Origin of the sequence: Capnocytophaga sp. G2 (genome assembly GCF_035282625.1) — a bacterium.
Lineage (GTDB): Bacteria > Bacteroidota > Bacteroidia > Flavobacteriales > Flavobacteriaceae > Capnocytophaga.
In genome coordinates this window covers 36,022-51,344 of sequence record NZ_JAYKBU010000006.1, presented here as the reverse complement: position 1 = coordinate 51,344, position 15,323 = coordinate 36,022, and the positions used below count along the sequence as shown (strand labels likewise).

14 protein-coding genes are annotated in these 15,323 nt (G+C 33.1%); 7 read left to right on the top strand and 7 right to left on the bottom strand.

Annotated features, from left to right (window positions below):
• Nucleotides 1-34: 34 nt before the first annotated feature.
• Both VJJ03_RS04905 and VJJ03_RS04900 read right to left on the bottom strand, forming a co-directional pair.
• On the bottom strand, nt 35-1,480 hold the full coding sequence (locus VJJ03_RS04905; protein WP_323974190.1) for an LptF/LptG family permease: 1,446 nt from the start codon (nt 1,478-1,480) through the stop codon (nt 35-37).
• A gap of 72 nt (nt 1,481-1,552) precedes the next feature.
• Nucleotides 1,553-2,194: a LolA family protein gene (locus VJJ03_RS04900; RefSeq protein WP_040358364.1), complete on the bottom strand. Its 642-nt coding sequence runs from the start codon at nt 2,192-2,194 to the stop codon at nt 1,553-1,555.
• 139 nt (nt 2,195-2,333) lie between these two features.
• On the opposite strand from VJJ03_RS04900, the gene VJJ03_RS04895 reads away from it, so the two are divergent.
• From VJJ03_RS04895 to VJJ03_RS04870, 6 genes are all read left to right on the top strand, one after another.
• Nucleotides 2,334-3,053, top strand: a complete 720-nt coding sequence (locus VJJ03_RS04895) for an ABC transporter permease (RefSeq protein WP_009745681.1) — start codon at nt 2,334-2,336, stop codon at nt 3,051-3,053.
• The gene (gene gldG, locus VJJ03_RS04890) at nt 3,050-4,711 is read left to right on the top strand and encodes a gliding motility-associated ABC transporter substrate-binding protein GldG (protein ID WP_323974186.1); all 1,662 of its coding nucleotides are present in this window, start codon (nt 3,050-3,052) and stop codon (nt 4,709-4,711) included. Before VJJ03_RS04895 ends, gldG begins: the two co-directional genes overlap by 4 nt.
• Before the next feature lie 76 nt (nt 4,712-4,787).
• Nucleotides 4,788-5,909, top strand: a complete 1,122-nt coding sequence (gene dnaN / locus VJJ03_RS04885; RefSeq protein ID WP_323974184.1) for a DNA polymerase III subunit beta — start codon at nt 4,788-4,790, stop codon at nt 5,907-5,909.
• Nucleotides 5,910-6,211: 302 nt separating this feature from the next.
• Nucleotides 6,212-7,465: an aspartate kinase gene (locus VJJ03_RS04880; RefSeq protein WP_009745678.1), complete on the top strand. Its 1,254-nt coding sequence runs from the start codon at nt 6,212-6,214 to the stop codon at nt 7,463-7,465.
• A gap of 131 nt (nt 7,466-7,596) precedes the next feature.
• Nucleotides 7,597-10,119 (top strand): DNA gyrase subunit A, encoded by a 2,523-nt coding sequence (gene gyrA, locus VJJ03_RS04875; RefSeq protein WP_009745677.1) that lies wholly within the window; start codon nt 7,597-7,599, stop codon nt 10,117-10,119.
• A gap of 34 nt (nt 10,120-10,153) precedes the next feature.
• Complete coding sequence (locus tag VJJ03_RS04870) at nt 10,154-11,419, top strand: tetratricopeptide repeat protein (protein ID WP_009745676.1); 1,266 nt, start codon at nt 10,154-10,156, stop codon at nt 11,417-11,419.
• 79 nt (nt 11,420-11,498) lie between these two features.
• Here VJJ03_RS04870 and VJJ03_RS04865 read toward each other — a convergent pair whose 3' ends face one another.
• From VJJ03_RS04865 to VJJ03_RS04845, 5 genes are all read right to left on the bottom strand, one after another.
• A complete protein-coding gene (locus VJJ03_RS04865; RefSeq protein WP_009745675.1) occupies nt 11,499-11,930 on the bottom strand; it encodes an RrF2 family transcriptional regulator in 432 nt (143 codons plus the stop codon).
• Between the two features lie 43 nt (nt 11,931-11,973).
• Entirely contained in the window at nt 11,974-12,324 is a 351-nt protein-coding gene (locus VJJ03_RS04860) for a heavy-metal-associated domain-containing protein (RefSeq protein WP_323974178.1), read from the bottom strand.
• 95 nt (nt 12,325-12,419) lie between these two features.
• Entirely contained in the window at nt 12,420-12,848 is a 429-nt protein-coding gene (locus tag VJJ03_RS04855) for a hypothetical protein (RefSeq protein ID WP_009745673.1), read from the bottom strand.
• A gap of 235 nt (nt 12,849-13,083) precedes the next feature.
• Complete coding sequence (locus VJJ03_RS04850; protein WP_009745672.1) at nt 13,084-13,677, bottom strand: lipoprotein signal peptidase; 594 nt, start codon at nt 13,675-13,677, stop codon at nt 13,084-13,086.
• A 132-nt stretch (nt 13,678-13,809) separates the two neighbouring features.
• Nucleotides 13,810-14,256, bottom strand: coding sequence for a type I restriction enzyme HsdR N-terminal domain-containing protein (locus VJJ03_RS04845; RefSeq protein ID WP_323974176.1), 447 nt, complete (start codon nt 14,254-14,256; stop codon nt 13,810-13,812).
• A gap of 38 nt (nt 14,257-14,294) precedes the next feature.
• On the opposite strand from VJJ03_RS04845, the gene holA reads away from it, so the two are divergent.
• Nucleotides 14,295-15,296, top strand: a complete 1,002-nt coding sequence (gene holA, locus VJJ03_RS04840; RefSeq protein ID WP_323974174.1) for a DNA polymerase III subunit delta — start codon at nt 14,295-14,297, stop codon at nt 15,294-15,296.
• Nucleotides 15,297-15,323: the final 27 nt, after the last annotated feature.

Below are 15,323 nucleotides of genomic sequence, written 5' to 3'. Positions count from 1 at the left end.
AATAAAGTTATAAAAGTTATGATTAGCTTTCTTCTTATTTTCTTCTCTTAAAGAATAATTTTTCAATAAAGTGCACCAATTCTCCAAAGTTACCTACAGGTTTATCCTCATTAACAAGTATTGTAAGATAAATACCCAAAGGTAATAAGAAAAATGTAGGTATCCAGGGGGCTATATAAGGATTGATATTACCATTAGTCGCCATATTTTTGGTAAGCAGTCCTGAAAAATAATAAGTAAGAAATAGTCCTATAGCAACCACCAAAGGCATTCCTATACCTCCCTTCCGAATAATTGCACCTAAAGGTGCTGCTACAAAGAAAAGCACAAAACAGGTAATTGCCAAAGCAATTTTATCACTAAAAGTAAGACGATATATATTAATCAACTTCTGTTGATATTCCACATTATCCTTATTATTATCCAAATTATTAATAAGGGAATTAATGTTATCTTTTGCAAGGTTATATACTTGTGAAAGTTTATCCTGCTCTTTATATTTTTCTAAGACAAGGCTCATCTCTCTTATGGAGTCTATCGGAGGAACTTTTGATACTTCGTCTTCCTCTTGTTCTAACAGATAAGGCATCCCTGTTCGTCTATAGAAATTATCTCCAAAATCTTTAGCTTCTTGTTTATAATTTGTAACAATAGAGTCCAATGCATGAGAAAGTTGATTTATATTCATTGTTTTGTAATAATCTCTTTCACCACTTTCATCATAACTAACTTCTGTATTAAGAGAACTAATATCAATATTAAGGGTATGTACCTGGAACTTTGCCTTTACAAAAGGAAAGGTAATATCACTATTCGCACTCTTAACATCTTCGTAATAAGTACCATCCTTTAAAATAAGTTGGAGCACATTAGAGCCTTTTTTATGTCCTGAAAGCTCTCCCTCTTTGGCTTTAATAACAGTACGACTAAGTCCATCTACCCCTAATTTATGTATCACAATATCATGAAGGAATTCTCCGTTTTCACCTGTTTTCTTTTCCACCTTAATAGAGAAATCCTGTACGTTATTGAATATGCCCTGACTAATAGCCAGCGATGGTTGCTTGTTCTTAATACTATCACGCAAAGCTACCGCTTTACGATTTGACCAAGGTTGCAAATTATTAAAAGTGAAAAATACCCCAATACTAAGCAAAAGCATGAAAAGAATAAGAGTACGAGTTCCCTTAAGTAAAGAAACACCTGAGGCTTTCATTGCTGCAAGCTCATAACTCTCACCAAAAGCACCTAAGGTCATAATGGAAGAGAGCACTACTGTAAGAGGAAGAATAAGAGGTATTAAGTTAGGAAGCATCAACGCTACAAACTTTATAATGATAAATATACTAAGTCCCTTCCCTGCTAACTCATCTATATAAAGCCAAATAGTTTGAAAAATAAATATCAGTATAATTATCAAAAAGGAACTAACAAAATTAAATATAAAGCGTGATAATATATAACGATCTAATATCTTCATAAAAAATATGCAAAGCAATCAAAGTGGCAAAGTTATAAAAAAAGGCGCAATTAATTGCGCCTTTACATAAAATTATTTATTAATGTAATAGCCTTGCTTTTTATACTTATCCTCATTGAAAACAAATTCATTTCCGCTTAGGGGCTGATTTGTTTTAAACTCATTAATTGTAATGGTTGTTTTTGCTTCATTTTTGCCCACCTGTATAAGGTTATAGATATGCTTAGTAGTAGTATCTATCCCTAGAAGAATAAGCTTGATATCAGAAGATTGTTTGATTGGTTTAAGTTCTATATACTGAATTTTTCTTCCTTTCACTTGTTGGACAATATCCCATTTGTAAGAAAAGTCTTTCTTATAGAAAGTAAGCATTTGGGATGGCATGATCATCTGCTCATCTTTATTATTAGCAGTCTCTATAGTAACCTCTTCGTTTTCAGGGATGATAGTATATATCTTTTTCCCATCAAAAAGTTTAGTAACCCCCATATAATTAAGCAGATATTTCTCACCACTTAAGGTTACATTACCCCGAGTATCCTGCTTAATATGTTCTTTTGAATTTTCAAAAGAATAGCGAAAATCAATATAAATATTTTTATAAGAAGACACCTTTTTATATACCTCATCTAACAGAGCCTTAGCCCTATTAGCATTTTGTGCTTGAGAAAAAGAAGTAACAAGTACAAAAAATAATATAAAACATTTTTTCATCATTTCCTTATTTATAAACAGCATTGGGTTATAGCAATAATTATGCCAAATTCTTGTTTAAAAAAATATATAGGTAATTTTTGTTAGCTAAAAAAATAGTTGTACTTTTGGCGCAAAATCTGGAAATTATCATTTAAAAATGAGAGCTTTATTTAAGAAGGAAATTCGTTATTTTTTCACCTCCACTATAGGATATGTCGTCATAGGTGCTTTCATACTTTTCAATAGTCTATTCTTATGGGTATTATCAGGAGATTATAATATCTTTGAAAGTGGTTTTGCCTCATTACAACCTTTCTTTTTGCTTTCTGCGTGGATTTTTGTCTTTCTTATTCCAGCACTCACTATGCGCATTATCTCTGAGGAGAAGCGCAATGGCATGCTCCCCTTGCTCTTTACTCGCCCTATCTCTATTTGGAAAATCGTTCTTGCTAAATATTTTTCAGTATTTGTATTTGTATGTATTCTTTTATGTTTTTCAGGTATATACATATATATAGTCTGGCAACTGGGAAATCCTAAGGGGAATATGGATATAGCCAGTACGATTGGGTCTTATATTGCTTTATTACTCTTAGATTCTACGTTTATAGCTGTAGGAATTGCCGCTTCTGCTATAAGCCAGAATCAAATCATTGCTTTTATTATCGCTACCTTCTTGAACTTCTTCTTTTTCTTTGGATTGGATGAACTTATAGGTATATTTACAGAAAATACTCTTTTCTCTTTTGGCTTTAAAACACATTTTGAAGATATAAGTAGGGGAGTCATTGATTCACGAAATATAATCTATTTTCTCTGTATTAGTTTCTTTTTCTTATACTTAACACAACTATCTTTACAATTAGAAAAAAAATGAAAAATATAAAACCTCACTTTATTTCCCTATTTTTAGTTATCATTAGCTTAGTAGTTATTTTAGGTATTAGCAGGGTTTTCTACCAACGATTTGACCTTACTTATGATAAGCGCTATACCCTCTCCCCTACTACCTTACAAGTACTCTCAAAAATAAAAGAGCCTTTGGTGATAAAAGTATTACTCAAAGGAAATATTCCTGCTGAGTACAAGCGTTTACAGATAGAAACACTTCAGTTATTAGAGGAATATAAAGCAAAGAACCAATATATTCGCTTCGAATTCATTAATCCTTTAGAAGGTAAAAAACCTGAAGATGAAATACAAAAACTTAGTTATGAAGGACTCACTCCCCTTATGATCACCTCTATGACAGAAGGTAAAACCTCTGAAGAATACCTATTTCCCTGGGCAATAATTACCAAAGGAGAAAAACAAGAGAAAGTCTCTTTACTTCGGAATAAGTTAGGAGCTACTAATCAAGAAAAAATACAGTTTTCTGTACAGAACTTAGAGTATGCCTTCTCTGACGCCTTATACAAGTTATTATTAGAAAAAGATAAAAAAATAGCAGTCCTCAAAAGTAATGGTACCCTTGCTGATATCCAAATTGCAGATTTCTTACGCTCAGAACAGGCATACTACCATATTGCTCCTTTTACATTGGATTCTGTAGCTACTTCTCCTGAGAGGACACTTAAGCAACTTTCAGAATTTCAGTTATGTATCATAGCAAAACCTACAGAAAGATTCACCGATAAACAAAAACAAGTTCTTGACCAATACATTATGAACGGAGGACGAGTATTGTGGTTATTAGATCCTGTAGCCGTTTCCTTAGAAGATATGTTTCACCAACAAGGTCATACTATGGCTATGCCTCTTGATTTGAACTTAGGAGACATGCTTTTCAAGTATGGCGTACGTCTGAACTATGACTTACTTAATGATTGGTATTTTACTCAAATTATGGTAGCTCAAGGTAGTGGAAGCCAAACACAATACACTCCTATCCCTTGGGTATACTCACCTATGATTCTTTCTTCTAATAATCACTTAATAAACAAAAACCTAGATGGAATTCGATTACAATTTGTCAGTAGTATTGATACCTTGAGTAATGGAATCAAGAAACAGATACTTCTCACATCCTCTCCTATCTCCAAGCAAGAAGGAACCCCAAGAGAAATTATTCTTGAATTCCCTGAAAAGACAATGGAAGGTTACGAAAAAGGTAATTTTCCTGTAGCAGTACTCTTAGAGGGTACTTTTTCTTCTGTCTATAAAAATAGAGTGAAACCTATTCCTCAAATAAAAGACAAAGACCTAAGTACTCCTACCAAGATGATAGTAATCTCTGATGGTGATATCATTAGAAATGATATTGTTCAAGGAGAACCTATCGAACTGGGCTATGATAAATGGACGAACCAATTCTTTGACAACAAAATTTTCCTTCAAAATTGTGTAAATTACCTCCTTGATGATACTTCCTTTTTACAACTAAGAAATAAAAAAGTTTCTTTAGCTTTCTTAGACAAAAAGAAATTGGAAAAAGAGTCAAATTATTGGAAATCAATATCACTTATAATCCCCTTAACTTTTCTTCTATTCATAGGTTTAATTAGTAAGTTCTGGTATAAGAAACGATTTTCTTAATTTTTAGTGAAAAATTTTATAGTTCCCTTTTTTTGAAATATCTTTGCATTTATTTTTACTAACGCAAACAAACGTCATGAGATTTATTGTATCAAGTTCGTATTTGTTGAAAAAACTTCAAATTATAGGTGGAGTTATCAACACCAATAATACTATGCCTATCTTAGAGAATTTTCTATTTGAATTATCCGGAAATAAGCTAGTGGTTTCTGCTTCTGACTTAGAAACAACTATCAAAGGAGTCATTGAGGTGGAAAGTTCTGATACTGTAAGTATTGCTGTTCCTTATAAAATTCTAATTGAGACTCTTAAAACATTTACCGAACAAGCACTTACTTTTATTATTAATGATAATAATACTGTTGATATCGTTTCCAATAATGGGAAATACACTTTAGCTTATTTAGATAGTGCAGAATTTCCTACTGTAGTAGAAATAGAAAATGCTAATCATGTAAGTCTTATGGGAGACATCTTAGCTACTGCCATACAAAGCACCCTTTTTGCTACAGGAAATGATGATCTGCGTCCTATTATGAATGGTGTTTTCTTTAACCTTACAGAGGATGCCCTTATCTTTGCAGCTACCGATGCTCACAAATTAGTAAAATATGAACGACAGGATATAAAATCTGAATACCCTGCTTCTTTTGTTATTCCTAAGAAACCTCTTAACCTTCTCAAAGGTATTTTAGCAGGAAGTGAAAGTGAAGTTACCATTGAGTACAATGAAAGTAATGCTAAATTTTCCTTCGATCAATTAGATTATGTATGTCGCCTCATTGATGGTAACTATCCTAATTATGAGGCTGTGATTCCTAAGGAAAATCCAAATAAACTAATTGTGAACCGTAATCTCTTGATGAACTCTACCAAACGTATTTCTAACTTTGCTAGCAAATCCACTCATCAAATGCGTGTAAAAATAGTGGGAAACTCCTTACAAATCTTTGCTGAAGACATAGAATATAATAATCGTGCTAATGAAACTATTCCTTGTAATTATGAAGGCGATGATATGGAAATTGGTTTTAACTCAAAATTCTTTATAGAAATGCTCAGTAACCTCTCCTCCGATGAGGTGCTCTTGGAAATGTCCTACTCCAATCGCCCAGGAATCCTTACTCCTGCCGATGGATTGGATGAAGGAGAGAAAGTGTATATGCTTGTAATGCCCACAATGCTTTCCAACTCATAAACATGGTTATTAATTTGAAATTCCACTTTTTTAAAAGCTGTCTTTAATAAGATGGCTTTTTTAATACATATATGTTCAAATTAAGTAATACACTTTCTATATCAATATATCTTAAGTCAATAACTTCTTTTTGCAATTTTTATAAATTTTGTCTATTACAAAGAATATTTCAGTAATTTTGTCTGTTAATTATATAGAGGATATTTTTTAGTTAAACTATTGATTTACAAATAGATAAGTTACTAAGAATATTTCTTTTCTCAAAAGTTTTTCTTACATAGAACCCTTGTTAATATTATCCTATGAAAATATACAAATTTGGAGGCGCCTCCGTAAAAGATGCCAATAGCGTACGCAATGTAGTGTCTATCTTAAAGAAAGACAACCAAAAGAATATTCTTATTGTTGTCTCTGCTATGGGAAAAACAACCAATGCTCTAGAAAAGGTTGTAAATAGTTACTTCAATGATAAATCTTCCTTAGAAGAGAATCTGCAGAAAGTAAAAGATTTTCATTACCAAATTATCAATGAACTTTTTGAAAACAAAAATCATCCTGTATATTGGAAAATTGATGGTTTTTTTGGAGAAATTTCTTCTTTTTTAGAGAAGAACAAATCTCCAAAACATAGCTTCGTATATGATCAAATTGTTAGTTTTGGAGAACTTATCTCTACCAGTATTATTAGCCATTATTTAAATGACCAAGGAATTCGTAACACTTGGTTAGATGTACGCAATTTGTTAAAAACCAATAGTAATTATAGAGAAGCTGAAGTAGATTGGCAAGAAACACAGCGTAATATTTCTGATAATATCAACCCTTCTCTAATGTACATTACACAAGGATTTATAGGAAGTGATCCCAATTTTTTTACCACCACCTTAGGCCGAGAAGGCTCTGACTATTCTGCTGCTATTTTTGCCTATTGTTTGCAAGCGGAGAACGTCACTATTTGGAAAGATGTTGCAGGAGTACTCAATGCAGATCCTAGATATTTTTCACAAACACAATTACTTGAGAAGATTCCTTATCAGGAGGCTATTGAGCTTGCTTTTTATGGAGCTTCTGTAATTCACCCCAAAACTCTCCAACCCTTACAGAAAAAGGGAATTCCTCTGAATGTTCGTTCTTTCTTACAACCTGAAGCTTCAGGCAGTTCTGTTTGCAATACCAAGGAATTAATTCCTAAGATTTCATGCTATATTCGCAAGCAAAACCAACATCTTCTTTCTCTTTCTTCTTTAGATTTTTCTTTTATTGCTGAGGAAAATATTAGTTTTATTTTCAATCTTTTAGCTACTTATCAGATAAAGGTAAGTTTATTACAAAATTCTGCTATTAGCTTTAATCTTTGTATAGAAGACAAATTCAATAATCTTCCCTTTCTACTTGAAAATCTGCGAGAAAAATTCAAAGTGAGCTGTATTGAAAATGTTATTTTGTATACAATTCGTCATGCTAAAGAAAGTGATTTTGACTTTCTAAAAGAAGACAAAGAAATCCTCTTAGAACAATTTTCATTAGATACTTTACAGAAAATAGTACGTGAATAAGTAAATAAAATAGTTGAAAAACTATAAAATAATGTTAATTTCTTAGATTTACCATTATTTTTCGGTTTTTATTTTTTCAAATCAAAAAAAGGTCGTAAATTAGCACCTTGAAATAAAAAGAAGATTTTACAATGGTTGAAGGAGAAAAACTCATTCCTATTAATATTGAAGACCAGATGAAGAGTGCCTACATTGATTATTCAATGTCGGTAATTGTTTCACGTGCTTTACCTGATGTGCGAGATGGATTAAAACCTGTACATCGCCGTGTCCTTTTTGGTATGCACGAGTTGGGGGTTCGTAGTAATACTCCTTATAAGAAATCTGCCCGTATTGTAGGGGAGGTATTAGGTAAATATCACCCTCATGGAGATTCCTCTGTATATGATACTATGGTGCGCATGGCTCAGGACTGGAATATGCGTTACATGCTTGTAGATGGGCAGGGAAACTTTGGTTCTATTGATGGAGATTCTCCTGCTGCTATGCGTTATACGGAGGCGAGAATGCGCAGAATGGCGGAAGATATGCTCATTGATATTGAGAAAGAAACTGTTGATCACAGGCTTAACTTTGATGATACTCTGGAGGAACCTACCGTTCTTCCTACACGTATTCCTAACTTACTTGTTAATGGGGCTGCAGGGATTGCTGTAGGAATGGCTACGAATATGCCTCCTCATAACCTCTCTGAAGTTGTAGATGGGATAGTTGCTTACCTTGAGAATCAAAATATCACGATAGATGAGCTCATTGAATATATCAAAGCCCCTGACTTTCCTACAGGAGGTACTATCTATGGTTATGATGGAGTAAGAGAAGCGTTCAAGACAGGACGTGGACGAATCATCATTCGTGGAAAAGCCCACTTTGAAGAGGTGGATAATCGCGATTGTATCATTGTTACAGAAATTCCCTATCAGGTAAATAAAGCCTTGATGGTAAAGCAAACTGCTGACCTTGTCAAAGAAGGAAAATTGGATGGCATAGCCGATGTATTTGATGAAACAGGCAAAGGAGGGATGCGAATTGTATATGTCCTTAAAAAAGATGCTATACCTAACGTAGTATTAAATAACCTATTCAAGCACACCCCCTTACAATCCTCTTTCAGTGTTAATAATATTGCGTTAGTTAATGGGCGCCCTGAACAGCTGAACCTTAAGGATCTAATATATCATTTTGTAGAACACCGTCATGATGTAGTATATAGGCGAACCGAATACGAACTAAAGAAAGCTAAGGAAAAAGCTCATATCTTGGAGGGTTATATGAAAGTTATTGCCACCCAAGACACATTGGATAGAGCTATTTACATTATTCGCCATTCAGATAATCCCCAAATAGCTAAAGAAGAACTCATCAAAGAATTCGAACTTTCTGAAATTCAATCGCAAGCAATATTAGACCTTCGATTAGCTCGCCTCACAGGAATGGAACTTAACAAAATTCGTGAGGAATATGAACAGATTATGGCGCTAATTATGGATTTAGAAGATATCCTGGCTCATAAAGAACGTCGTACTGAAATTATAAAAAATGAGCTTATAGAAGTGAAAGCCAAATATGGAGATGATCGCCGCTCTATTATTGAATATTCAGGAGGAGATATTTCTATGGAAGATATTATTCCTAATGAACAAGTGGTTATTACTATTTCCAACGCAGGATATATTAAGCGAACTCCCGTTAATGAATATAAAACACAAGCCCGTGGGGGGGTCGGTCAAAAGGCGTCCGCCACTCGTGATAAGGACTTTATAGAATATCTGTTTGTAGGTACTAACCACCAATACATGCTTTTCTTTACTGAAAAAGGTAAATGTTTCTGGCTCAGGGTATATGAAATTCCTGAAGGAGGAAGAAATACTAAGGGAAGAGCCATCCAAAACCTTATCAATATTGATTCCGAAGATAATGTAAAAGCATTCATCTGTACACAGGATTTAAAAGACCAAGAATATATCAATAGCCATTATGTAATTATGGCTACCAAAAAAGGTATCATCAAAAAAACTGCTTTAGAGCAATATTCCCGTCCTCGCCAAAATGGTATTGTTGCCATCACTATCAAGGAAGATGACGAATTACTGGAAGCACGCCTTACGACAGGAAGTAGTCAAGTAATGATGGCTGTGAAATCAGGTAAGGCTATTCGATTCCCAGAGGAAAAGGTTCGTTCTGTAGGGCGAAGTGGATCAGGAGTGCGAGGAATCTCTTTTGATGATGAAAAGAATGACGAAGTAATTGGTATGATTACCATTGAAAATCCAAAAGAGGAAACTGTACTGGTAGTCTCTGAAAATGGATATGGAAAGCGTACTTTTATAGATGACCCTGAAACAGGAGAAGCTGTATATCGTATTACCAACCGAGGTGGGAAAGGAGTAAAAACTATTTCCATTACTGAGAAAACAGGAAAGCTTGTAGCTATTAAAAGTGTTTCTCAGGAAGATGATCTAATGATTATTAACAAATCAGGAATGGCCATTCGTATGTCTGTAGAAGCTCTTCGGGTTATGGGACGTGCCACACAAGGTGTCAGACTCATCAATATCAAGGAAAATGACTCAATTGCTGCAGTAGCTAAAGTAATGAAAGAAGATGATAATGAAATAGACAGCGGTGAGGAGAAAACTATTTCTAATGAATAAATAATTATAAGTTTAATATAAAAATTAAGTTACAATGAGAAAAAGTGTTTTATTAATAGCAACTCTTGCACTTTCTGCTGTTTCTTTTGCTCAAAAAAAAGAATTAAAAGAGATTAAAAGAGCCATTGACAGGAACAATCTTTCCCAAGCTCAAGAACTATTAGAAGGAGTGAAGAGTGCTGCATTATCCGATAGAAAGTTTTCAGCTGAATATTACTTTTTAAAAGGAGAGATTGCCTTAAGAAAAGCTATTGCAGGAAAGGATGTGATGAACTCTTTAACTGAAGCGTCCACTTCCTTAGCTGAAGCTAAAAAAGCAGGAGGTAAAATATCTACGGAGGTAGAAAATCTCAAAGCAGATGTAGCTAAGCTCGCCGTAGATAAGGGTCAAGCTTTCTATCAAAAAAATGATTTCAAAAATGCAGCTATTGCTTTTGAACAGGTTTATCGTTTCAGTCCTAAGGATACCTTATTCTTATATAATGCCGCTGTCTCCGCCAGCCAAGCCAAAGAAAATGATCTAGCATTAAAGTATTTCTTAGAATTGAAGAATTTAAAGTATGATGGATCTGAAATCCTATATGCTGCTAAAAATAAAGAAACTGGGCTCATAGAAAAATCTGCTGATAAGAATACTCGTGACATGAAGATGAAAACAGGTAATTATAGCGACCCTACTCAAGAGAGAACCCCTTCCAAAAAAGCAGAAATTATACAGGCTATTGCTTATATTTATGTAGCACAAGGAAACAAAGAGGAGGCAATTAAAGCTTTTGAATATGCTCGTAAGCATTATCCTAAAAATGCAAACCTTATTATGCAGGAGGCTAATGTATATTACCAATTGGGGGATATGAATAAGTTTGAAGCTCTTATGAAAGAAGCCACTGAACTCCAGCCTGATAATGCTGATGCTCAATATAATATTGGGGTAATGAACCTTCAACAGGGTAAAAATGAGGAAGCAAGAAAGTATTTCCAAAAAGCACTAAAAATAGCTCCTGACAATGCAAACGCTGCCTTAAATTATGCCATTAGCTATACCAATGAGGGAAATGCTCTTGTAGAACAAATGAATGCTTTGGGAAACACTGCTGAAGACATTAAGCAATATGATGAGCTTAAGAATCAAAAGGATAATCTGTTTAGAAAAGCAACCGATGTATTGAATGATTATATAAAGAATAATGCCAAAAAACCTAATCACGATGTTCTAGAACAACTCAAAAACATCTATATGGCTTTGAATGATATGGATAATTACAAGAGGATTAAAACATTACTTGAAAAAAATAAATAGACATTTTCTACAAAAGAGAGAGGCTACCCTTTTCGGGTAGCCTCTCTCTTTTACACTAAACTCACTAAAAATCTACTTATCAGACCATTAAGTAGGCTTCTCCGTTTCTTACTTTAGCTGCAAAATATTCTATACTGTGCTTTTCTAATTCTTCTAAAAATCGTACTTTAAAAGGTTTTACTGCATAATGCATTGGACAAGGAATCTCCTCAGAACACGACCTTATTCCTAAAAGACAAACAGCAAATTTATCACTACCATCTATATAATGGACTATACTCGCTAAAGGAGCTTTTGCTTTTTCTTCCGTTAAATAGAATCCCCCTCCTGGTCCTTTTGTTGAACAAATAGCTTCTTTCTTTGCTAAAACCTGTAGAATCTTAGCTAAAAAAGCAGTGGGAATCTGTAATGTCTCTGCTATCTCCTTTACTCCTTTCTTATTATTTACCGATGAATTGATAGCCAGATATAACACGGCATTAATTGCATATTTACTTGAATTTGATAACATACTCTACTGCTTTATAATTAAACTTCCTTAAAAATTAATTTTCTTATTCTGTTACTACAGTGTAAGCATCTCCACCATTGGTATTTTCAATAACAGAAATAAGATTTTTTATAGAAAGTTTATGACTATCATAAGAGATAACAGCTGTTTTTGTATCAAAATTCACCTCAGCCTCCTTTACTCCTTGCGTATTTTTAAGATTTTTCTCTATCATGGCAGCACATCCATGAGGACATTTCATACCCTCTATTTTGAGAGTTATTTGTTCTGTTTGTAAAGCAGTAGTCCCTTCCTCTTTAGAAACTTTTTCTTTCTGCTTGGATTCAGGTGCACTTGAATTAGCACAATTACTTAGAAAAAAAGAGAAGACAACTATTAAAACAATCTTTTTCATATAATTAATGATTAGTATATATTACAATTAGTTAGAAAATCAACACAAAAAGCCCTTCACATGGAAGAGCATTTAATATTTTTTTAAATCTATCATTAGAAGAATAATCTCCTCCTTACAGTTTGTTGTTCTTCTGCTGAAGGTACATAACTGTCCTCTACAGCTTTGAAGAATTTTTCATGTAACATTTTTGTAATGGCAATATTGTATTTTGTTCCATCAAGAATCAAATGTACCAAGAACTGGCGATTTTTAGAGGAAAATAACACATGTAACTGTTCTTTAAGGGCAATTTCAATACGTTCAATATTTTTATCATTAAGCCCTTCTACATATCCTAATGCTTTAGTGGCTTGTCTTAAAATTTCTACTTGGAAAGCACTGGACAAGCGATTATCAACATTAGAAGCTGCCTCATACGCAATAGTATTACCATCATTTGTACTTACCACAGTGATAGAAATAAAACCAGGCACCTCCTGGTGCATAGCTTTTACATAAGTTTCAAATAGATTTGTATCCATAAAATTACTCTTTTACTTGTTTAAATTTTGCACAAAGGTATAAACTTTTTTCTTATTTGAAAATAAAATACTACTTTTTTTATTTTTTTTCTAAATTTATTTTCTTAGGTACCCAATCTTATTTTTATCAAAAGAAAAGGCAACTCTTAATAATTACTAATTAATAGTTAATAAAAAAACATTTTTTCTCTTCTAAAATACTAATTACACATAATTTTTGTTAACGTATTTACAACTATTTTTTAAAAGCTTTCTTATTAAAAATTATCAACAATCCCACAGCTATACTAATAGAAGCATCGGCAATATTAAAAACAGGATCAAAAAATGTAAATCTACTTCCTCCATAATAAGGTACCCATTCCGGAAGGGTGGTATCTATCAGAGGAAAATAAAGCATATCCACTACTTTACCATGAAAAAGTGTCCCATAAGGATGGTTACTCATGAAAGTAGCTACATTATTCACACTACTATCAAAAATCACTCCATAAAGTATAGAATCAATAATATTTCCCAAAGCTCCAGCAAAAATAAGAGCAATGGAAATAATTAAAATCTTAGGAGCTTTCCTCTTTACTGAATCCCATAACCAATAACCAATCCCCATGATTGCTATGATTCTAAAAATAGTCAGAATAAGTTTACCATACATTCCTGGTATCTTAACTCCCCATGCTGCTCCTGGATTTTCAATGAAACGTATATGGAACCAATCGAATACATGGATAGACTGATCTATCATGAAATGGGTTTTTATATATATCTTACTGACTTGGTCTAACAATAATACCAAGAATATTATAAGGCTAGCATGTGATAATTTCATAATTAAATAAAAGACAAGGTAAAAAAATTATAGCTAATTACATTATACTATCCACTCACCCAAATGGAGTACAAAGATACAACTTTTTAATGATTAGTGCTCAATAATTAGTGATAATTTTTAGAAAATTATTTAAAGATAAAAATCAGGAAGTTCTTTAAGGAATATATACGCTTTCTTTTCACCATTTATTTGATAAAAAATGTGTTTCAATCCATTGGTTATCATCAAATTTTCCGCTTTCAGTGTCATATTATAGCGAGCTATTTGATCAAATACCTCTTGAGTTATCTCCACATGTGGTGCCTTACATTCCACCACCAAGAAAATGCTACCATCAGAGCGATAAAGAACTATATCATACCGTTTAATAAGATGATTAACTTGTATTCTTCTCTCTACATTCATTAAGGATTTTGGGTATTTCTTCTCTTCTAAGAGAAAATGTATAACATGTTGCCTAACCCACTCCTCTGGAGTGAGCACCACAAATTTTTTTCGGATAACATCAAAAATATATGATTTATTTTCATTACTTTTGAACCGAAATTCATATATTGGAAAATTCAATGCTTGCATAGGTGCAAATATACAAAAAAGAAGCTTACAAAAATAACATGAACGAAGTAGAAAAAATCTTAGCCGAACTGAAAAAAAATAATTATAGTCCTATTTATTATCTCTCAGGAGAAGTACCTTATTTCATTGATCTTATCAGTAATTATATTGAAGAGAATGTACTTTCTGAAGAGGAAAAGGCTTTCAACCAACAGGTTATTTATGGAAAGGATATCACTATAGATTCACTTATCCACTATGCAAGAGAGTATCCCATGATGGCACAAAGAAGAGTAATCATTGTTAAAGAAGCACAGGAACTTAGCCGTACCATTGCACAACTACTCCCTTATGTAGAAAATCCTTCTCCGACAACTCTCTTGGTACTATGTTACAAATATGGAAAAATAGATGGAAAGACCAAATTAGCCAAAGAACTTAAAAAGTATGTCTATTTTGAAGGTAAAAAACTATATGAAAATGATACAGCAAAATGGATTAGTAGCTATTTAAAGGAAAGTGGATATACTATTACCCAAATAGCCAGCCAACTACTCATTAGCTTCTTGGGGACAGATCTGAGTCGTATTGCCAATGAACTGAATAAACTAAAAATAATCCTTGCCAAAGGTACTGAAATTACCCCTGCTCATATAGAGCAGAACATAGGTATTAGTAAGGATTTCAATGTATATGAACTACAAAATGCCATCGGACAAAAGGATATTCCCAAAGCCATACAAATTATTAAATACTTTAATGAAAATCAAAAGGATAATCCCATAGCTATGATTACAGAAAATCTATACAGATACTTCAGAAACCTATTTATCTACTCTAGTTCTACTGGAAAATCCGATGCAGAATTGGCAAGAGAGATGGGAATAAATCCCTATTTTTTGAAAGATTACAGGCTTGCTGCTGCCAAATATCCCTTGAGAAAAATCAGTTTTTGTATGGAGGTTATTAAAGAAGCTGACCTCAAAAGCAAAGGTGTGGAAAGTGGTTCTATCTCCTTCTATGATATTCTTAAGGAACTTATGGTGAAAATACTTAACTGATAATACCAACAAAGTTAATCATTGGGT